A 17,846-nucleotide genomic window follows, 5' to 3' on the forward strand; every position below is an offset into this window, starting at 1 on the left:
CCTCATTGTCGGGCATCGGTCCGTGCCGTGGGCAGGAGCGCGGCGACGAACAGCGCCGTCACCAGCGCGGCGACTCCGCTGACCAGCAGGACGAGGTCCATGCCGTGCACGTACGCGGAGTTCGCCGACTCCACGAGCCCCGGTGTGCCGAGCCGTTCCGCGATCCCGTGCGCGGCGACCACCGAGTCACCGGCGGTGTCGGCCGCGGGCCCGGGCAGGCCCCCGGTGTCGAGCCGGCCCGCGTACGCCCCGGCGAGCAGTGAGCCGAGCAGCGCGATCCCGAGGGCGCCGCCCACCTGTCGTACGGTCATGAGCAGCCCCGAGCCGGAGCCCGCGCGCTCCACGGGCAGCGCGCCGAGCGCCGAGTCCATGGACGGCACGATCGCGAGGCCGAAGCCGAGACCGGCGATCGAGAGCCACAGCGCGGTGAAGCCGTAGCCGCTGTCGGCCTCCGTGCGGCTGCCGAGGATCGCGGCGAAGGCGAGGACGACGAGCCCGCCGCTGATCACCGCACGCGGCCCGAACCGCCGCACGACCGGTTCCGCGGCCTTCGCGGCGACGAGGAGACCGCCCATCATCGGCAGCATCCGTATGCCGGTGCCGAACGCGTCGTTGCCGAGGACAGCCTGGAGGTACTGCGGCAGCACGAACATCAGGCCCGACAGCACGAACATCACCAGCGTCGCCGCCATCGTGTTCAGGAAGAAGCCTCGGTCGCGCAGCAGCGACATGTCGAGCATGGGCCGCGTCATCCGGCGCTCGCGCAGCACGAGGGCGGCGATGAGGAGGACGCCACCGGTCAGCACCGAGAGGACCAGCGGGTCGCCCCAGCCGCGCCCCGGCGCCTCGATGATGCCGTAGATGAGCGCGCCGAGACCGGCGGCGGTCAGGGCCGTGGAGACGGTGTCGACCTTCGAGGCGGCGGGATCGCGGGTCTCCGGGAGCAGGAACAGGCAGGCGGCGAGGCCGATCGCGACCATGGGGACGTTGATCAGGAAGATCGAGCCCCACCAGAAGTGGTCGAGCAGCCAGCCGCCGACGATCGGTCCGAGCGGGGCGCCGAGCGCGGAGGCGGCCGAGACGATGCCGACGGCCTTGGTCCGCTCGCCGGGTCCGAAGAGTGCGGGCAGCACGGCCATGGCGAGGGGCATGACGAGGGCGGCGCCCATGCCCATGACGGCACGGGCCACGACGACGAGGGCGACGTCGTCGACGAGCGTGCCGATCAGCGAGCCGGCCAGGAAGATCCCGAGCCCTGTCATCAGCATCCGGCGGCGCCCGAACCGGTCGCCGAGGAGTCCGGCCGGAAGCATCAGCGCGGCGAAGACGACCACGTAGGCGTCAGCCATCCACTGCTGTTCACCGGTGCTCGCGCCGAGCTCCTCGGCCATCGTCGGGAGTGCGACGTTGAGGATCGTCATGTCGAAGCCGAGCACGAGCATGCTCGCGACCAGGGCGGCGAGGGCCCACCAGCGTCGGGGGTCCTGCCGGGCGGCGGCAGGCGGATCTGTGACAGTCACCATGAAATGAGAGTAGCTCTCAAAAGATGGGTACTGTCAACATTGAGTCGGGGGCGGCGGGGTCCGTCCGGGTACGAAAAAGTGGCCGCGACTCGGAAGTCGCGGCCACTGGAGTGGAGGGGTGAGGCTCAGCCGTGCTGGTACGCCACCAGTGAGATGCCCACATAGTGCACGGCGAAGGCGGCCAGCGTCAGCGAGTGGAAGACCTCGTGGAAGCCGAAGAAGCGGGGGGACGGGTTCGGGCGCTTGATGCCGTAGATCACGCCGCCCACGCTGTAGAGCACTCCGCCGACGATGACCAGGACGAGCACCGCGATGCCGCCCGTACGCATGAAGTCAGGCAGGAAGAAGACGGCGGCCCAGCCCATCGCGATGTAGCAGGGCGTGTAGAGCCAGCGCGGGGCGCCGACCCAGAAGACGCGGAAGGCGATGCCGGCGACGGCCGCCCCCCAGATGCCCCACATCAGCCACTGCCCCTTCGCGTCGGGGAGCAGCAGCAGCGTCAGCGGGGTGTAGGTGCCCGCGATGATCAGGAAGATGTTGGAGTGGTCGAGCCTGCGCAGGATGCCGTCGGCTCTGGGGCTCCAGTTGCCCCGGTGGTACAGCGCACTCACACCGAACAGCAGGCAGGCGGTCAGGGCGAAGATCCCGCAGGCCAGCCGGCCGCGGGGCGAGTCCGCGAGCGCGGTGAGCACCAGGCCCGCCACGACCACCGCGGGGAACATGCCGGCGTGCAGCCAGCCGCGCATCTTCGGCTTCACCGGGAGCGGCATGGAGTCCGGAGACGGGACGAGCGAGGGGGTGTCCGCGTGCTGCGGGATCGCTTCGGGGACGTGAGCGGTCATGTGCCGCATCGTACCGACGGGTCCGTAAGTCGGAAATCAAGCAGTCGGATCCACGCCAGAAGGGGACAGGTCCGCGCCAGAAGGGGACGGATCAGTACCCCCGCACCCGTACCCGTACAAGTGGCGATGCTCACGCCGCTCAAGTGTGAAGCCCTCTGGACAGATGCGCGTACGCGTCGGATGATCAAATGAGTGCGGTCGGCACCGGATGAGCGCCAAAGTAAGTACACGTGAAGCGTCCGGGTCGCAGCCCCCACGGGGCATACATCCCAAAAACCCCTCGATTAGGAGCAATCGTGGCGCGCGACATCGCGGCTCCCCTGCAGGCAGCACCCCAGGGCGCTGCCCCGACCAACCACCGGGAGCTCGTCTCCTGGGTCAACGAGATCGCCGAACTGACGCAGCCCGACCGCGTCGTCTGGTGCGACGGATCCGAGGCCGAGTACGAGCGCCTGTGCGAGGAGCTCGTCGCCAAGGGCACGTTCAAGAAGCTTGACCCGATCAAGCGCCCGAACTCGTACTACGCGGCCTCCGACCCGACCGACGTCGCGCGCGTCGAGGACCGCACCTTCATCTGCTCCGAGAAGGAAGAGGACGCGGGCCCGACCAACCACTGGAAGGCCCCCGCCGAGATGCGGGAGATCTTCCGCGGCAAGGACGAGCAGGGCGGCGTCTTCCGCGGCTCTATGCGCGGCCGCACCATGTACGTCGTGCCCTTCTGCATGGGCCCGGTCGGCTCCCCGCTCTCCGCCATCGGCGTCGAGATCACCGACTCGGCGTACGTCGCCGTCTCCATGCGCACCATGACCCGGATGGGCCAGCACGTCCTGGACGAGCTCGGCGAGGACGGCTTCTTCGTCAAGGCCGTCCACACGCTCGGCGCCCCGCTCCAGGAGGGCGAGGCCGACGTGCCGTGGCCCTGCAACACCACGAAGTACATCTCGCACTTCCCCGAGGACCGCGAGATCTGGTCCTACGGCTCGGGCTACGGCGGCAACGCCCTGCTCGGCAAGAAGTGCTACGCCCTGCGCATCGCCTCCGTCATGGCCCGCGACGAGGGCTGGCTCGCCGAGCACATGCTCATCCTGAAGCTCACCCCGCCGCAGGGCGAGTCGAAGTACGTGGCCGCGGCCTTCCCGTCCGCCTGTGGCAAGACGAACCTCGCCATGCTGGAGCCCACGATCTCCGGCTGGACCGTCGAGACCATCGGCGACGACATCGCCTGGATGCGGTTCGGTGAGGACGGCCGCCTCTACGCGATCAACCCCGAGGCCGGCTTCTTCGGCGTCGCGCCCGGCACCGGCGAGCACACCAACGCCAACGCCATGAAGACGCTCTGGGGCAACTCGGTCTTCACGAACGTCGCGCTCACCGACGACGGCGACGTCTGGTGGGAGGGCATGACGGAGGAGACTCCCGCCCACCTCACCGACTGGAAGGGCAACGACTGGACCCCGGAGTCAGGCGTCCCCGCGGCCCACCCGAACGCCCGCTTCACCACGCCCGCCTCGCAGTGCCCGATCATCGCGCCCGAGTGGGAGGACCCCAAGGGCGTGCCGATCTCGGCGATCCTCTTCGGCGGCCGCCGCGCCTCGGCCGTCCCGCTGGTCACCGAGTCCTTCGACTGGAACCACGGCGTCTTCCTCGGCGCGAACGTGGCGAGCGAGAAGACCGCCGCCGCCGAGGGCAAGGTCGGCGAGCTGCGCCGCGACCCGTTCGCCATGCTGCCGTTCTGCGGCTACAACATGGGCGACTACATGGCGCACTGGGTGAAGGTCGGCGCGGACAAGCCGGACCAGTCCAAGCTGCCGAAGATCTACTACGTCAACTGGTTCCGGAAGAACGCCGACGGCAAGTTCGTGTGGCCCGGCTTCGGTGAGAACTCCCGCGTCCTGAAGTGGATCGTGGAGCGCCTCGACGGGAAGGCCGAGGGCGTCGAGACCCCCATCGGCATCCTGCCGACGGTCGACTCGCTGGACACCGAAGGCCTCGACCTGGCCAAGGACGACCTGGAGTTCCTGCTCACGGTCGACAAGGAGGTCTGGCGCGAGGAGGCCTCCCTGGTCCCCGAGCACCTCAACACCTTCGGCGACCACACGCCCAAGGAGCTGTGGGACGAGTACCGCGCGCTGGTGAAGCGTCTCGGCTGACGCCGAGCCGAAGCCGAGCCGGCGCCGACGGCGTCAGAGTGGGTGGCACCCGGTCCGTGGCCTTCCCGGCCGCGGACCGGGGCCGATCAGGGGGCGCCGACCAGGCGCGAGGCGTCCGCGTGGGCGTCCATGCGCCCGGCGGCCAGGATCGCGGCCGCGGTGTCGGCGCGGGAGGCCGCCACGACCAGGGCACGGCCCGCGAGGGCGTGGGCACGCTGGTGCAGGGCGGACAGGTGGGGTTCGTGTATTGCCGCGGCGACAGCGGAACGGGGCGGGTGTACGCCGCCGCGCAGGCGCGCCACCTGGTACGCCAGCTGCTCGGCGGCGTCGTCCAGTTCGGCGGACGGGGTGAGCGCGCGCAGCTCGTCGGTGACGGCGAGCAGCGCCGCGAGGTGCCCGGCGAGCTGGATGTCCAGCTCCTCCTCGCGGGAGCGGTGGGGGTAGCCCGCGTCGTCGGCCATCGAGTGGACCGACTTGGTGCGGATCGGCTCATACATGGAACGGCCTCCAGACGGTTGCTTGAAAGCCATCCTAGCTTAGATCCTGTCTAAAGTTGAGTCGGTCCCAATGCCGGGCGGCCGGCGTCGGGTCAGGGCTGGCTGTAGCCGTCCAGGAACGTGCCGATCCGGGTGACCGCCTCCGCGAGGTCCTTCGCCGTCGGCAGCGTCACGACGCGGAAGTGATCGGGCTCGGGCCAGTTGAAGCCCGTACCGTGCACGACCATGATCTTCTCGGCGCGCAGCAGGTCGAGCACCATCTGCCGGTCGTCCTTGATCTTGAAGACCTTCGGGTCGAGCCGCGGGAAGAGATAGAGCGACCCCTTCGGCTTCACGCAGCTCACGCCGGGGATCTGCGTCAGCAGGTCGTACGCGGTGTCGCGCTGCTCCAGGAGCCGGCCGCCCGGCAGGACGAGATCGTTGATCGTCTGCCGTCCGCTGAGCGCCGCGACGACGCCGTGCTGACCGGGCATGTTCGCGCAGAGGCGCATGTTGGCGAGGATCGTCAGGCCCTCGATGTACGAGGACGCGTGCGCCTTCGGGCCCGAGATCGCCATCCAGCCGACGCGGTAGCCCGCCACGCGGTACGCCTTCGACATGCCGTTGAAGGTGAGGGTGAGCAGGTCCGGGGCGATGGCGGCGGTCGGCGTGTGCGTCGCGCCGTCGTAGAGGATCTTGTCGTAGATCTCGTCCGAGCAGACCAGGAGGTTGTGGCGGCGGGCGATGTCGGTGAGGCCGCGGAGCATCGCCTCGTCGTAGACGGCGCCGGTCGGGTTGTTCGGGTTGATGATCACGAGCGCCTTGGTGCGGTCGGTGATCTTGCGCTCGATGTCGACGAGGTCCGGCATCCACTCCGACTGCTCGTCGCAGCGGTAGTGCACGGCGGTGCCGCCGGAGAGCGAGACGGCCGCGGTCCACAGAGGGTAGTCGGGCGCCGGTACGAGGACCTCGTCGCCGTCGTCGAGGAGGCCCTGCATGGCCATCACGATGAGCTCGGAGACGCCGTTGCCGATGAAGACGTGCTCGACGTCGGTCTCTATGCCCAGGGTCTGGTTGTGCATGACGACCGCGCGGCGGGCGGCGAGCAGGCCCTTCGCGTCGCCGTAGCCGTGCGCGTCGCCGACGTTGCGGAGGATGTCCTCCAGGATCTCCGGCGGGCACTCGAAGCCGAAGGCCGCGGGGTTGCCGGTGTTCAGCTTGAGGATGCGGTGCCCGGCCGCCTCCAGCCGCATCGCCTCCTCGAGGACCGGGCCCCGGATCTCGTAACAGACGTTGGAGAGCTTCGTCGACTGGATGACCTGCATGTCCGCGAGCTTACGGCCGGGCCGGACGGGCCGCTTCGTGTTTTCCGACACAAGAGGGGCGTGCGGGGGCACCGGGGGAGTGTTCTGTCAGCGGTGGGTTGTGTCCGTTTGTGGTCTTGTCCTCACGGGCCGGGGGCCCCAACAATGCGCATGACAAACCGAAGGGAACTTCGGTCACTCAGTCATCGGAGGGGACCCCCCACATGAAGAAGCCTCTCGTCGGCGTGTGCTTCGCCGCTCTGCTCATCGGAGCGACGGCGGCACCCGCGACGGCCGCCAGCGACGAACGGCCCGCCGAGCCCCGGGCCAAGGCCGTCAACTTCGCGGGAACGGTGGCGCTCAGCAACTGTTCCGGCTCCGTCGTGCGCGTGCCCGACTCGAAGCCCGGCGACCCCGCGCTCGTCCTGTCGAACGGCCACTGCCTGGAGGGCGGCTTCCCCGCGCCCGGCCAGGTCATCGTCAACAAGGCGTCGACCCGCAGCTTCACCCTGCTCAACGCCTCCGGCGGCAACGCCGGGACCGTCCGGGCCAGCAAGATCGCGTACGGCACGATGACCGACACGGACATGTCGCTCTACCAGCTCACCAGCACCTACAGCGCCATCGAGAGCCGGTACGGCATCAAGGCGCTGGAGCTGAACTCGAAGCGGCCGGAGCAGGGCCGGGCGATCACCGTCGCGTCCGGCTACTGGAAGAAGCTGTACAAGTGCAACATCGACGGCTTCGCCTACCGCCTCAAGGAGGGGAGCTGGACCTGGAAGGACTCGGTCCGCTACACCCCCGCCTGCCAGACGATCGGCGGCACCTCGGGCTCCCCGGTGATCGACGACGCGACCGGCAAGGTCGTCGCCGTCAACAACACCGGCAACGAGAGCGGCGGCAGGTGCACGGACAACAACCCGTGCGAGGTCGACGAGAACGGCAAGGTCACCGTCCGCGAAGGCATCAACTACGCGCAGCAGACCTACTGGATCGTGCCCTGCGTCGGCGCGGGCAACAAGATAGACCTGAGCCGGCCGGGCTGCGAACTCCCCAAGCCGGCCCGGATGAAGTAGCCCCAATCGCGCTGAAGCGGCTACAGCTGAAGTAGCTGCGACCGCACCGCACGGCCGCGGGTGCCGTCCGGAAGCCCGGTTCTCCCGGGAGTCCGGACGGCACCCGCGCGTCAGACGCTCACACGGCTCACGCGGCCGGTGCCAGCTCGGCCCTGCCGAACAGCAGGGCGTAGCCGGACGGCAGCAGGCACAGCAGGCGGTCGACGAGGTCCGTGTCGACCGCCCGCGCCAGGGCGGTGAGGACGGAGCTGACGTCCCATCGGGCGGTGGCCGGCGTGGCACCCTCCAGGCGCAGCGCCACACTCTCGACGAACTCCGCGGCCGTGAGCGGCCGCATGGCGGGAATCTGCTCGGCGACCACCTGCGCCGCCTCCGGGGGCAACTGCCGCGCCAGGTCGACGCGTTCGTCCCCGATGACGTGGCCGCCGAGGGCGGCCAGCACGACGCGCGTCACGCGCTCCGCCTCCGCGGCGCTCGCGTACTGGCCGGATTCCTTCACCGTCTCGATGAGTTCGCTCCACCTCATCGTGCCCTTCTCCTCCGTTTCGTCGGTCTGTTCCGTCGATCTGTTTCGTCGGTCTGTTTCGTCGGTCGGCTCAGCTGTCGATCTGCTTGCGGTCGCCGCCGCCGCTGATGTGGATCTTCCGCGGCTTGGCCCGCTCGGCCACCGGGATGCGCAGCGTCAGGACGCCGGCCTCGTACGAGGCGTCGATCCGCTCCGTGTCCAGGGTGTCGCCGAGGAACAGCTGGCGCGAGTAACTGCCGGTGGCCCGCTCGGCCGCGATCATCTCCACGCCCTCGGGGGCGGGGGAGCGGCGCTCGGCCCGTACGTTCAGGACGTGGCGTTCGACGTCCAGGTCGATCGACTCGGGGTCGACGCCCGGCAGGTCGAAGTGGACCACGAACTCGTCGCCCTCGCGGTAGGCGTCCATCTGCATCCCGGCCGGCCGGGCGCTGCTGAAGACCTGCTGGGCGAGGCGGTCGAACTCGCGGAACGGGTCGGTACGCATGAGCATCACGGGTCACTCCTCTCCTCAGGTGCTGGGTGCGATGCCCTACGGTTTTCTATATAGCCCGGAGGAGAAAAATTGACAAGCCCCGACTCAGGTCCCTGGATGTGGGATCACTGAGCCGGGGCTTCCCGGGGGCCGCCGCGGCCTCCCCGGGCTTCTCGGGTGGCAGGCGGGTCAGCTGTCGGAGTAGCTGAGGTCTCCGACGGTCCAGGCGCTCACGTCACGGAGGGCGATGCGGTACATCCCGCCGGTCTCGGGCAGGCCCAGGCTGCCCTGCAGGATCCGGGCCAGATGGAAGTGCAGATGGGTGGGCGGCTCGGCATCCCGCGGCGGGCCGGATTCCGCTTCCGGGGCCACGAACGCGGAGGCGAAGGGCGCCAGCCGGTCGGAGTCCTTCAGGACTTCGGCGACACGGCGCCGCCACAGGGCTTCGGGGGCCAGCCGTCCGGTGATGACGGCACCGGCGACGACCACGGTGAGGGACATCTGATTGCTGTGCTCGGACTCCACCAGGGTGGCGATGTCAACGAGCAGCTCGTCAGGCTTCGACATGACTGGTCAGCCTACCGATGCCGAGCGGCGAGCGGGCGCCGGAGCCCGCTCCCGCTGATTCCGGAAATCTATCGCGGCTGCGATAGACATGCGGAACTACCGTTGTTAGAGTTCCTGGCATAGCCAGAGGAAGACATGACGAGTTGGTCGGCACACACGGCCGGCAGATGGCGTGAAAACCCCTCGGGGCCTGGTGCCGTACGGCGCCAGGCCCCTCGACGCGTTCCAGAAGAGGTGCAAATGCCCCCAGAGAACCCCTCGCACGGCAACGACCGGTTCGACGACGACGACTACCCCGCCTACACGATGGGCCGGGCCGCCGAGATGATCGGCGCCACGCCGGGCTTCCTCCGGGCGGTCGGCGAGGCCCGCCTGATCACGCCGCTGCGGTCCGAGGGCGGCCACCGCCGCTACTCCCGCTACCAGCTCCGCGTCGCGGCGCGCGCCCGTGAGCTCGTCGACCAGGGCACGCCGATCGAGGCGGCCTGCCGCATCGTCATCCTCGAGGACCAGCTGGAGGACGCGCTGCGGATCAACGAGCAGCTGCGCCGTCCCGCCGGGTCCGAGGGGGCGCCGGCCTCCTGAGGCTGTGCCTCGCGCTGCCATATATCTGTGACGGCAAATGCAGAATTTCGCGTGATGCGCGATGAGGGTTTATAAGCCGACCGGCGAGCGATATGGAAAACCCTGCGCCGGGCTCCATGCCGTGCTACTGTCGTTATCAGTTGCAGTTGTGGTTTCCAGAGACTCCAAGTGCTCCGTCGGCTTTATGACGCCGGTTGGGGCACTTTGTATTGCCGGTCATTCCGGACGGGGTAATCATCGCGGCGACGCGGAGTCCGCACAGTGTGGGCTCCTGGGCAATGCCCCGAAGGAGATATGACATGGCTACTGGCACCGTGAAGTGGTTCAACGCGGAAAAGGGCTTCGGCTTCATCGAGCAGGACGGCGGCGGCGCTGACGTCTTCGCGCACTACTCGAACATCGCCACCCAGGGCTTCCGCGAGCTGCAGGAGGGCCAGAAGGTGAACTTCGACGTCACGCAGGGCCAGAAGGGCCCGCAGGCCGAGAACATCGTTCCCGCCTGACGCTGACGCGCACTTCGTAGCTGGGGCCCGCACCTTGGGTGCGGGCCCCGGCTCGTTGCGTTTCCGGGGAGTTCATGCCGAGTCGGCATCCCCGAAAGATTGATGGTTTGAGGTTTGAAGTGGTCGGCACCCCGGTGGATCCCGCCGGAGAGTGCGACGCTTTTCTCCGGCCGAACCGGGAATAAATTTTCACCGGCGGTCGGGATTGTTTTTCATTTACCCCGGCCGTTCCAGCGATTCTCGGCACCGGTCGGTGCCTCGCGAGAATTCCTCGATACGCGCCGCATCGAGGAAGGTTCTCCATGAACCGCTCAAGTCGCACAAACAGCCGACGCCCGGACAGTCGCCCCAAGGGGCGGGGCCGCCGCCCCGCCGCGCTCCAGGGGGAGTTCGCGCTGCCGGTCACCGTCACCCCGGCGCTGCCCCCCGTCGAGGACTTCGCCGCGCTCGGTCTGCCGGACGGTGTGCTGAAGACCCTCACCGGGCTCGGCGTCACCACCCCCTTCCCGATCCAGGCGGCCACGCTGCCGAACTCCCTCGCGGGCCGGGACGTCCTGGGCCGCGGCCGCACCGGATCGGGCAAGACCCTCGCCTTCGGCCTCGCGGTCCTCACCCGTACGGCGGGACAGCGCGCCGAACCGCGCCGCCCGCTCGCCCTGATCCTCGTCCCCACCCGCGAGCTCGCCCAGCAGGTGACGGACGCCCTCACCCCGTACGCCAGGGCGGTGAAGCTGCGGCTCGCCACCGTGGTCGGCGGCATGTCGATCGGACGGCAGGCCGGTGCGCTGCGCGCCGGGGCCGAGGTCGTCGTCGCGACGCCCGGCCGGCTCAAGGACCTCATCGAGCGGCGCGACTGCCACCTGGACCAGGTGGCCATCACCGTGCTCGACGAGGCCGACCAGATGGCCGACATGGGCTTCCTGCCCCAGGTCACCGAGCTCCTCGACCAGGTGCGGCCCGACGGGCAGCGGATGCTGTTCTCCGCCACCCTGGACCGCAACGTCGACCTCCTGGTCCGCCGCTACCTCAGCGACCCCGTCGTCCACTCGGTCGACCCCTCCGCGGGCGCGGTCACCACGATGGAACACCACGTGCTGCACGTCCACGGCGCCGACAAGTACGCCACCACCACGGAGATCGCCGCCCGCGACGGCCGGGTGATCCTCTTCCTGGACACCAAGCACGCGGTCGACCGGCTCACCACGCACCTGCTGAACAGCGGCGTGCGCGCGGCGGCCCTGCACGGCGGCAAGTCCCAGCCCCAGCGCACCCGCACCCTGGCCCAGTTCAAGTCCGGCCAGGTCACCGCGCTCGTCGCCACGAACGTCGCGGCGCGCGGCATCCACGTCGACGACCTCGACCTCGTCGTCAACGTGGACCCGCCCGCCGACCACAAGGACTACCTGCACCGCGGCGGCCGCACCGCCAGGGCCGGCGGCTCGGGCAGCGTCGTCACCCTGGTCACCTCGGCGCAGCGCCGCGACATGAACCGGCTGATGGCCGCCGCCGGCATCCGGCCGCACACCTCGCAAGTGGCCTCCGGAGAGCCCGAGTTGGCGCGCATCACCGGCGCCCAGGCCCCCTCGGGCACCCCGGTGACCATCCCGGCGCCGCCGAAGGCGGCCGCCGAGCGCGGCGGCTCCTCGTCCCGCGGCCGCCGCCCCCGCGACGGCCGCGCGCGCCGCGCCTACGCCGCCCGCACGCGGACCGACTCCGCCGCCTGAACCCGGACCGGGCCGGCCCGCGCCGGCCCGGAGCCCCGTTCGACTCACTTCCCGGCCCTCTCCCTCTGTGAGGCACCATGCGCTGCGTCATCGCCCGCTTCCCGTTCGACCTCTTCAAAAGTGAGGTGGAGGCGGCCATGAAGGGCGTCAAGCCCGAACCCGTCACCGGCGAGTCCGTGATCGTCGGCCGCCGGCACTACCCCGTCAAGCAGGTGGGGGAAGTGATCACCCGGCAGGACCGCCGCGACTTCTCGGCGGCCGAGGTCACCAGGGCCCTGACGGGCCTCGGCTTCACCTGCCGCCCCGCTCCCGCCCCGGCCGCCCCCGAGCCCGTCGAGACGGCCTGGCCCACGACCATCGTCTGACCGACCGGATCACAGTGGCGCGGCGTGCGGCGTGCGGCGGGCGTCGCGCCGTGAGCGCCGCCGCGCCCGGCAGCCAGCCCAGGGCGCCCGCCTCCACCATGCGGGCCGCGACCGGACCCCGCCACGCGCCCGCCGCCGCCGCGCCCGCGATCAGCGCCGTCCAGCCCGCGATCAGCGCCGTCCAGCCCGCGAGCAGCCGACCGCCCCGGCCCCCGCCGGGACGTACGCGCAGGTGGCGGCGCATGCGCGCGGCGGCCACCGCGACCAGGAGCAGCGCGGCGAAGTTCTCGCAGAGCTGCCGGGCCCAGTCCGTCGCGCCCAGCGGTGTCGTCCGCAGCCCCGGCAGCGCGAAGGGCACGCCGAGCGCGCTCGGTACGGCCGAAAGGCCCGCCCGCGCCGTGAAAGCGGTCAGCAGGGTGGCGCTGCCGTGCGCCAGGACCAGCAGCAGGCAGACGCCGGCCACCACGGACAGGGGTCCGGCCGAAGAAAGTGAACAATGCTCAGGTCTGTTGCGGCGGGGGTCGCGCGATCTACCATCCCGGCCATGAAGTCCGTTGCGGCGTGGCGCACTTGGTCGGTGGGCGCGGTCGTGCTCGCCGTCGCCGCCGCGCCGTTGGCCGCCGTCGGCCCGCAGGGCGCGGGGGGTGGGGCGCGCCGACACCGCCACCGGCCACCGGTGGATCACCGACCGGCAGGGGCGCGCACTGGTCCTGCGCGGTCTGTCCACGGCGAACAGCGCCAAGCAGGCGGCGGACGGCATGCCGTGGATCGCGGAGAAGGACGTCCTGCTCGACATGCACCAGGACCTGTACGGCCCGCGCGTCGGCGGCAACGGCGCCCCCGCGTGGGCCACGGAAATGGACGGTCTTGCGTCCGCCCCCACTGACCCCTGGGAACTCGGCTACGCCGAGCCCGGGACCGTCCGCGCCTTCGACCGTTTCTGGGGGACGGTCGAAGGCGGCGGGCGTGATCTGCGCAAGCATTACGTCGGTGCCCTGCGGGAGGTGGCCCGGCGCTTCGCCGACGACGACACGGTCATCGGGTACGACCTGATGAACGAGCCCTGGGGCGGCAGCGTGCAGGGCCCCGCGTTCGAGTCGGGGCCGCTCGCCCGGCTCTACCAGGACGGCATCGAGGTGCCCGTGGTCATCGGCGAGTTCGGGCTCGACGTGGGGCTGCCGGGGGCCATGGCGTACGTCGAGAAGGCGCAGCGGATGGCCGACGACATGGGGGCGGGGTTCGCGTACTGGTCCAACGACAACGGGAATTGGGCTCCTTGGAACGCCAAGTCCCGCACGCTGACCGTCGGTTCGGGTCCGGGTGCCCACTCTGTCCGCATCACACCACGTGGGTGAAATGGAAGAGTTCCACCCCTTGTCCGGCTGCACAGGGACCCCAAGAATGCCGTCTGACAATCACACGACAGGCGCACGACAGTCGTACGTCACGAGGGGGGCTCCACAGATGGGCAAGAAGAGCAACGTGGTCGCGGGCGGACTGATCGCGCTGGCGCTGACCGGGGCGAGCGCGATACCCGCGTTCGCGGGGAGCGCCGGGGGCAGTGACTGGCCGGCCCGGCAGCCGCAGGCCACGACCAAGGCCAAGGCGGTCGACTTCGCGGGGACGGTGGCGCTCAGCAACTGTTCCGGCTCGGTCGTCCGCACGCCCAAGTCCAAGCCGGGCGACCCGGCACTCGTCCTCACCAACGGCCACTGCCTGGAGACCGGTTTCCCCGCGGCCGGTGAGGTCATCGTCGACCAGCCGTCCACCCGCACCTTCAAACTGCTCGACGCGAAGGCGAACGACGTCGCGACGCTCAAGGCGTCCAAGGTCTCCTACGCGACGATGACGGACACCGACATCACGCTCTACCGGCTCACCGCCAGCTACCGCGACATCACGAAGAAGTACGGCATCAAGGCGCTGGAGCTGGAGGACGACCACCCGGTGAAGGGTCGGGCCATCACCGTCGTTTCCGGTTACTGGAAGAAGACCTACAGCTGCAACATCGACGGGTTCGTCCACCGCATGAAGGAGGGCGAGTGGACCTGGAAGGACTCCGTCCGCTACACCCCCGCCTGCCAGACCATCGGCGGCACGTCCGGCTCGCCGGTGATCGACCACAAGACCGGCAAGGTCACCGCGGTCAACAACACGGGCAACGAGGACGGCGAGCGCTGCACCCTCAACAACCCCTGTGAGATCGACCGCAAGGGCAACGTGACCGTGCGCAAGGGCATCAACTACGCCCAGCAGACGTACGGGATCGTGCCGTGCGTCGGCAAGGGCAGCGAGATCGACCTGAACCGCAAGGGCTGCAAGCTGCCCCGGCCCGCCTGATCCCTCTGCCTGATCGGCCCGCCTGATCGGCCTGCCTGATCCGTCAGGGCGTCCGGCGTACGGCGCGTCCCGCGAGGACGTCCGTGCGCCGGCCGTCCCGCATCACGAACCGGCCGTCGATCAGGACGTGCGGGATGCCCGTCGGCAGCGTGCGGGGGGCCTCGAAGGTGGACCCCGCCGCGACCGTCTCCGGGTCGAAGAGGACCAGGTCGGCGCGGTAGCCCTCGCGGACGACCCCCCGGTCGGGGAGCCGGAGGCGGGCGGCGGGCCGCGACGTGAGGTGGGCGACGGTCTCCTCGAGCGACATGACGCCCAACTCCCGCGCGTACCGCCCGAGATACTGCGGGAACGTGCCGTACGCGCGCGGGTGCGGCTTGAAGCCCTGCAAGATGCCGTCGCTGCCGCCCGTGTGCACGCGGTGACGCATGATCGCCCGCACGTTCTCCTCGTGGCCGACGTGCTGGAGGATCGTCGAGCCGAGGTTGTCGTTGACGAGCAGGCGCCGGGCGGTGATCCAGGGCGCCTCGCCGCGCGCGTCGGCGGACTGCTGGATCGTCTTCCCCACGCAGGAGGCGAGCCCCGGATCGCTCACTCCGGAGATCTCGATCGTGTCCCACTCGATGGGTACGCCGTGACATCCGTCGGCGCCGATGACCTCCATGTGATGGCGGATCTTCTCGGCGGTCGCGTCGTCCCGGAGCCGGGCGAGGATCGCGTCGGGCCCGCCCTCGCTCGCCCAGCTGGGCAGCATGGCGACGAGGGTCGTGCAGCCGGGGGTGTACGGGTACGTGTCGAGGGTGATGTCGGCGCCGCCCGCGAGCGCCTCGTCGAGGAGGGCGAGGAGATCCGGGGCCTTCCCCTTGTTCACGCCGAAGTTCATGGTGGCGTGGGCCAGGTGCAGGGGGCAGTGCGCGGTCCGGGTGAGGTTCACCATCTCCTCGTACGCCTGGAGGGCGCCGGCGCCGTAACTGCGGTGATGCGGGCAGTAGTAGCCCTTGTGGGCGGCGACGACCTTGCAGAGTTCGGTGAGCTCGGAGTCGTCGGCGTACATGCCGGGGGTGTAGGTGAGCCCGGACGACATGCCGACGGCGCCTTCCCGCATCCCCTCGGCGACGAGCTCCTTCATGCGGTCCAGCTCGGCGGGGGTCGCCGGGCGGTCGTCCCAGCCCAGCGCGTACATGCGGACGGTGCCCTGGGGGATGAGGTACGCGGCGTTCACGGCGATGCCGCGGCCGCCGTGGGCGGTGTCGAGGGCGTCGAGATAACCGCCGACGGTGCGCCACGTGAAGTCGATGTCGCTGCCGTCGCCGTTCCAGCCGGTGATGGCCTGGCGGACCTGGGCCAGCGTGCGGTCGTCCACGGGTGCGTAGGACAGGCCGTCCTGTCCGATGACCTCCAGGGTGACGCCCTGGGCGGCCTTCGCGGTGTGCGCGGGGTCTCTGAGGAGGGCGAGGTCGCTGTGGGCGTGCATGTCGATGAAGCCGGGGGCTAGCGCCAGGCCTTGGGCGTCGAGGGTGGCCCGCCCTGTCGGGCGGGGGCCCTCCCCCTCTTTCCGGATCTCCGCGATCCGTCCCTCGTGTACGCCTACGTCGGCGCGGTAGGAGGCACCTCCGGTGCCGTCTATGACGCGTGCGTCCCGGATCACCAGGTCCATGAGGTGCCTCTCTTGTTCGCTTGACTGCGGGTCCGCTGTGCTGCACCCGGCCTCCGGCCGGGTTTTTCTGTTCCCACCCGCACCACCCGTGCGGCTTTCGTCGTCGGGTGCGGGTGGCCCCGGCGGGGCTTTCCCACCGCCGGCGGCGAACGGTGGCTCCTACTCCCGCCCTGCGTCGCGGGGTGCACGGGCGGGTGGGTGGGAAGCATCCGCCGCGAAGCGGCGGGCCTGTTTCTGGTCCTGCTGGGCGGTGCGGGGTGAACGGGTGGGTGGGTGGGAGGTATCCGCCGCGGAGCGGCGGGACAGGGCCGCCCCCCACGGGCGTCAGGTCAGAAGAACGTACGGACGTAGTCCGTGACCGTTCCGTCCGCCTCCACCACCGGAATCAACTGCCACTTGTCGAACGCCGTGCACGGGTGCGACAACCCCATGCCGAGCCAGTCGCCCACGGCGAGCTCCGCCTCCGGCGAGGTACGGAGCCACCCGTGCTGGTCGGAGAGACCGGTGACGGTGACCCCGGTCGCGGGGCGCTCCACGCCGCCCCGGCGGACGACCTGCGCCTCGGGCAGGTCCAGGTCGTACGCCGCGTCCCGCTTCCCCGCGTTGGTGAACGCCTGCTCCGAGGAGGGCCGGGACACCACCTGCGCCCAGAGGCGGAAGGCGGGCTCCAGCGCACCCTCCTCCGGGACGCGGTTGAAGGGCGTGAGATGCCGGTAGTGGCCGTCGTCGTGCGAGACGTACGCACCGGAGCGCAGCAGCTTCAGGACGGGCAGCGACAGTGCGGGGATCTCGGCGAAGACGGACGCCACCGCGTCGAACCACGCGCTGCCGCCCGCGCTGACCACGACCTCCGGCAGATCCGTGAACCGCCCCGCCTTGTCGAGGTCGGCAAGGAGCGCGACGAGGCGGCGCAGCCACGCCGTGACGTTCGCGGTCGACGCCTCCGGCACCTCGCCCTCGTACCCGGCGACGCCCACGAGCCGCAGCGTGTCGGCGGCCGCGACGGCGTTGGCGATCTCGAAGCACTCCGCCTCGGAACGGGCGCCCGTGCGCGCCCCGTCGCCCGCGGCCAGTTCGACGACCACGTCGACGGGACGGCTCGCGCCCGCCTCGCCGAGTGCGGCGTGCATCAGCTCGACGCCGCGTACGGAGTCGACGTAACAGATGAAGCGGAAGGACGGGTCGGAGTCCAGCTCGCCCGCCAGCCACCGCAGGGCCGCCGCGTCGACGAGTTCGTTGGCGAGGAAGATCCGGGAGACGCCGAACTCCCGTGCCACGCGCACCTGGTGGGGCACGGCGAGCGTGATGCCCCACGCGCCCCGCTCCAGCTGGCGGGCGAACAGCTGGGGGGCCATCGACGTCTTGCCGTGCGGGGCGAAGGCGAGGCCGTGGCGTTCGGCGTACGTCTCCATGAGGGCCAGGTTGTGTTCGAGGCGCTCGGCGGAGAGGGCGAGGACCGGTGTGGTGAAGCCGCCGGTGAAGAGGTTCCTGCGCTGGGCCGCGAGCTCGCCGACGGTGAGGCCCTCCGCGTCCGGCGGCAGCCCCTTGAAGCGGTGGTCGACCCGCTCGTCCGCAAGTGCGGCGAGCCGGGCGGCGGCTGAACCGGTGGGACGGTCGAGGGCGGTGTCGACGGCGTTGTCGGCGGCCATGGGCGCCTCCTCCAGGAGTGCGTTCAAGAGCGCGTTGCAGTATTTGCAACGGTCATTGCGTATGTCGCTTACTGCTGTCTAACATCCGAG

17 protein-coding genes and 1 pseudogene are annotated in these 17,846 nt (G+C 70.4%); 8 read left to right on the plus strand and 10 right to left on the minus strand.

The window, feature by feature from the left end:
- Window positions 1-2: 2 nt before the first annotated feature.
- Window positions 3-1,523: an MFS transporter gene (locus ACI2L3_RS36120; RefSeq protein ID WP_404756668.1), complete on the minus strand. Its 1,521-nt coding sequence runs from the start codon at window positions 1,521-1,523 to the stop codon at window positions 3-5.
- Window positions 1,524-1,648: 125 nt separating this feature from the next.
- On the minus strand, window positions 1,649-2,365 hold the full coding sequence (locus ACI2L3_RS36125) for a hemolysin III family protein (RefSeq protein WP_404756669.1): 717 nt from the start codon (window positions 2,363-2,365) through the stop codon (window positions 1,649-1,651).
- Between the two features lie 296 nt (window positions 2,366-2,661).
- Between ACI2L3_RS36125 and ACI2L3_RS36130 the strand changes: the two genes are divergently transcribed.
- Window positions 2,662-4,515: a phosphoenolpyruvate carboxykinase (GTP) gene (locus ACI2L3_RS36130; protein ID WP_404756670.1), complete on the plus strand. Its 1,854-nt coding sequence runs from the start codon at window positions 2,662-2,664 to the stop codon at window positions 4,513-4,515.
- An 86-nt stretch (window positions 4,516-4,601) separates the two neighbouring features.
- Here the strand turns inward: ACI2L3_RS36130 and ACI2L3_RS36135 are convergent, their stop codons facing one another.
- Window positions 4,602-5,012, minus strand: a complete 411-nt coding sequence (locus tag ACI2L3_RS36135; protein ID WP_404756671.1) for a hypothetical protein — start codon at window positions 5,010-5,012, stop codon at window positions 4,602-4,604.
- 92 nt (window positions 5,013-5,104) lie between these two features.
- The gene (locus ACI2L3_RS36140) at window positions 5,105-6,316 is read right to left on the minus strand and encodes a pyridoxal phosphate-dependent aminotransferase (RefSeq protein ID WP_404756672.1); all 1,212 of its coding nucleotides are present in this window, start codon (window positions 6,314-6,316) and stop codon (window positions 5,105-5,107) included.
- Between the two features lie 203 nt (window positions 6,317-6,519).
- Here ACI2L3_RS36140 and ACI2L3_RS36145 point away from each other — a divergent pair, with 203 nt between their 5' ends.
- Window positions 6,520-7,371, plus strand: a complete 852-nt coding sequence (locus tag ACI2L3_RS36145) for a serine protease (RefSeq protein ID WP_404756673.1) — start codon at window positions 6,520-6,522, stop codon at window positions 7,369-7,371.
- A gap of 127 nt (window positions 7,372-7,498) precedes the next feature.
- Here ACI2L3_RS36145 and ACI2L3_RS36150 read toward each other — a convergent pair whose 3' ends face one another.
- From ACI2L3_RS36150 to ACI2L3_RS36160, 3 genes are all read right to left on the minus strand, one after another.
- Window positions 7,499-7,897, minus strand: a complete 399-nt coding sequence (locus ACI2L3_RS36150) for a DUF2267 domain-containing protein (protein ID WP_404756674.1) — start codon at window positions 7,895-7,897, stop codon at window positions 7,499-7,501.
- A gap of 70 nt (window positions 7,898-7,967) precedes the next feature.
- Window positions 7,968-8,387, minus strand: coding sequence for an Hsp20/alpha crystallin family protein (locus ACI2L3_RS36155; RefSeq protein ID WP_404756722.1), 420 nt, complete (start codon window positions 8,385-8,387; stop codon window positions 7,968-7,970).
- Between the two features lie 171 nt (window positions 8,388-8,558).
- Window positions 8,559-8,936, minus strand: a complete 378-nt coding sequence (locus ACI2L3_RS36160; protein ID WP_404756675.1) for a hypothetical protein — start codon at window positions 8,934-8,936, stop codon at window positions 8,559-8,561.
- A gap of 240 nt (window positions 8,937-9,176) precedes the next feature.
- Here ACI2L3_RS36160 and ACI2L3_RS36165 point away from each other — a divergent pair, with 240 nt between their 5' ends.
- The 4 genes from ACI2L3_RS36165 (at window position 9,177) to ACI2L3_RS36180 (ending at window position 12,113) form a co-directional block, all read left to right on the plus strand.
- Window positions 9,177-9,521 carry a MerR family transcriptional regulator gene (locus ACI2L3_RS36165; RefSeq protein WP_404756676.1) on the plus strand — a complete coding sequence of 115 codons (345 nt, stop codon included), beginning with the start codon at window positions 9,177-9,179 and terminating at the stop codon, window positions 9,519-9,521.
- 299 nt (window positions 9,522-9,820) lie between these two features.
- Complete coding sequence (locus tag ACI2L3_RS36170) at window positions 9,821-10,024, plus strand: cold-shock protein (RefSeq protein WP_046930152.1); 204 nt, start codon at window positions 9,821-9,823, stop codon at window positions 10,022-10,024.
- A 302-nt stretch (window positions 10,025-10,326) separates the two neighbouring features.
- The gene (locus ACI2L3_RS36175) at window positions 10,327-11,748 is read left to right on the plus strand and encodes a DEAD/DEAH box helicase (RefSeq protein ID WP_404756677.1); all 1,422 of its coding nucleotides are present in this window, start codon (window positions 10,327-10,329) and stop codon (window positions 11,746-11,748) included.
- A gap of 77 nt (window positions 11,749-11,825) precedes the next feature.
- The gene (locus ACI2L3_RS36180; RefSeq protein WP_404756678.1) at window positions 11,826-12,113 is read left to right on the plus strand and encodes an SCO5918 family protein; all 288 of its coding nucleotides are present in this window, start codon (window positions 11,826-11,828) and stop codon (window positions 12,111-12,113) included.
- On the opposite strand, the gene ACI2L3_RS36185 is transcribed toward ACI2L3_RS36180, so the two are convergent.
- A complete protein-coding gene (locus ACI2L3_RS36185) occupies window positions 12,040-12,579 on the minus strand; it encodes a hypothetical protein (RefSeq protein WP_404756679.1) in 540 nt (179 codons plus the stop codon). The two genes, ACI2L3_RS36180 and ACI2L3_RS36185, sit on opposite strands and share 74 nt — an antisense overlap.
- Before the next feature lie 178 nt (window positions 12,580-12,757).
- On the opposite strand from ACI2L3_RS36185, the gene ACI2L3_RS36190 reads away from it, so the two are divergent.
- Window positions 12,758-13,468: a hypothetical protein gene (locus ACI2L3_RS36190; RefSeq protein WP_404756680.1), complete on the plus strand. Its 711-nt coding sequence runs from the start codon at window positions 12,758-12,760 to the stop codon at window positions 13,466-13,468.
- 109 nt (window positions 13,469-13,577) lie between these two features.
- Window positions 13,578-14,453: a trypsin-like serine peptidase gene (locus ACI2L3_RS36195; protein WP_404756681.1), complete on the plus strand. Its 876-nt coding sequence runs from the start codon at window positions 13,578-13,580 to the stop codon at window positions 14,451-14,453.
- Window positions 14,454-14,496: 43 nt separating this feature from the next.
- Here ACI2L3_RS36195 and ACI2L3_RS36200 read toward each other — a convergent pair.
- A pseudogene (locus ACI2L3_RS36200) lies at window positions 14,497-16,119 on the minus strand (amidohydrolase family protein); the annotation flags it as partial.
- A gap of 317 nt (window positions 16,120-16,436) precedes the next feature.
- Complete coding sequence (locus tag ACI2L3_RS36205; RefSeq protein WP_404756682.1) at window positions 16,437-17,756, minus strand: amino acid deaminase; 1,320 nt, start codon at window positions 17,754-17,756, stop codon at window positions 16,437-16,439.
- Between the last annotated feature and the right edge of the window lie 90 nt (window positions 17,757-17,846).

It is taken from the genome of Streptomyces sp. NPDC029674 (genome assembly GCF_044903205.1).
In the GTDB taxonomy this organism is placed as follows: Bacteria; Actinomycetota; Actinomycetes; order Streptomycetales; family Streptomycetaceae; genus Streptomyces.

Bases quoted from the DNA above. Each gene is read 5' to 3' on its own strand.
- ACI2L3_RS36120 (WP_404756668.1), bottom strand. From the start codon at position 1,523: ATGGTGACTGTCACAGATCCGCCTGCCGCCGCCCGGCAGGACCCCCGA.
- ACI2L3_RS36125 (WP_404756669.1), bottom strand. From the start codon at position 2,365: ATGACCGCTCACGTCCCCGAAGCGATCCCGCAGCACGCGGACACCCCC.
- ACI2L3_RS36135 (WP_404756671.1), bottom strand. From the start codon at position 5,012: ATGTATGAGCCGATCCGCACCAAGTCGGTCCACTCGATGGCCGACGAC.
- ACI2L3_RS36140 (WP_404756672.1), bottom strand. From the start codon at position 6,316: ATGCAGGTCATCCAGTCGACGAAGCTCTCCAACGTCTGTTACGAGATC.
- ACI2L3_RS36145 (WP_404756673.1), top strand. From the start codon at position 6,520: ATGAAGAAGCCTCTCGTCGGCGTGTGCTTCGCCGCTCTGCTCATCGGA.
- ACI2L3_RS36150 (WP_404756674.1), bottom strand. From the start codon at position 7,897: ATGAGGTGGAGCGAACTCATCGAGACGGTGAAGGAATCCGGCCAGTAC.
- ACI2L3_RS36155 (WP_404756722.1), bottom strand. From the start codon at position 8,387: ATGCTCATGCGTACCGACCCGTTCCGCGAGTTCGACCGCCTCGCCCAG.
- ACI2L3_RS36160 (WP_404756675.1), bottom strand. From the start codon at position 8,936: ATGTCGAAGCCTGACGAGCTGCTCGTTGACATCGCCACCCTGGTGGAG.
- ACI2L3_RS36165 (WP_404756676.1), top strand. From the start codon at position 9,177: ATGCCCCCAGAGAACCCCTCGCACGGCAACGACCGGTTCGACGACGAC.
- ACI2L3_RS36170 (WP_046930152.1), top strand. From the start codon at position 9,821: ATGGCTACTGGCACCGTGAAGTGGTTCAACGCGGAAAAGGGCTTCGGC.
- ACI2L3_RS36175 (WP_404756677.1), top strand. From the start codon at position 10,327: ATGAACCGCTCAAGTCGCACAAACAGCCGACGCCCGGACAGTCGCCCC.
- ACI2L3_RS36180 (WP_404756678.1), top strand. From the start codon at position 11,826: ATGCGCTGCGTCATCGCCCGCTTCCCGTTCGACCTCTTCAAAAGTGAG.
- ACI2L3_RS36195 (WP_404756681.1), top strand. From the start codon at position 13,578: ATGGGCAAGAAGAGCAACGTGGTCGCGGGCGGACTGATCGCGCTGGCG.
- ACI2L3_RS36205 (WP_404756682.1), bottom strand. From the start codon at position 17,756: ATGGCCGCCGACAACGCCGTCGACACCGCCCTCGACCGTCCCACCGGT.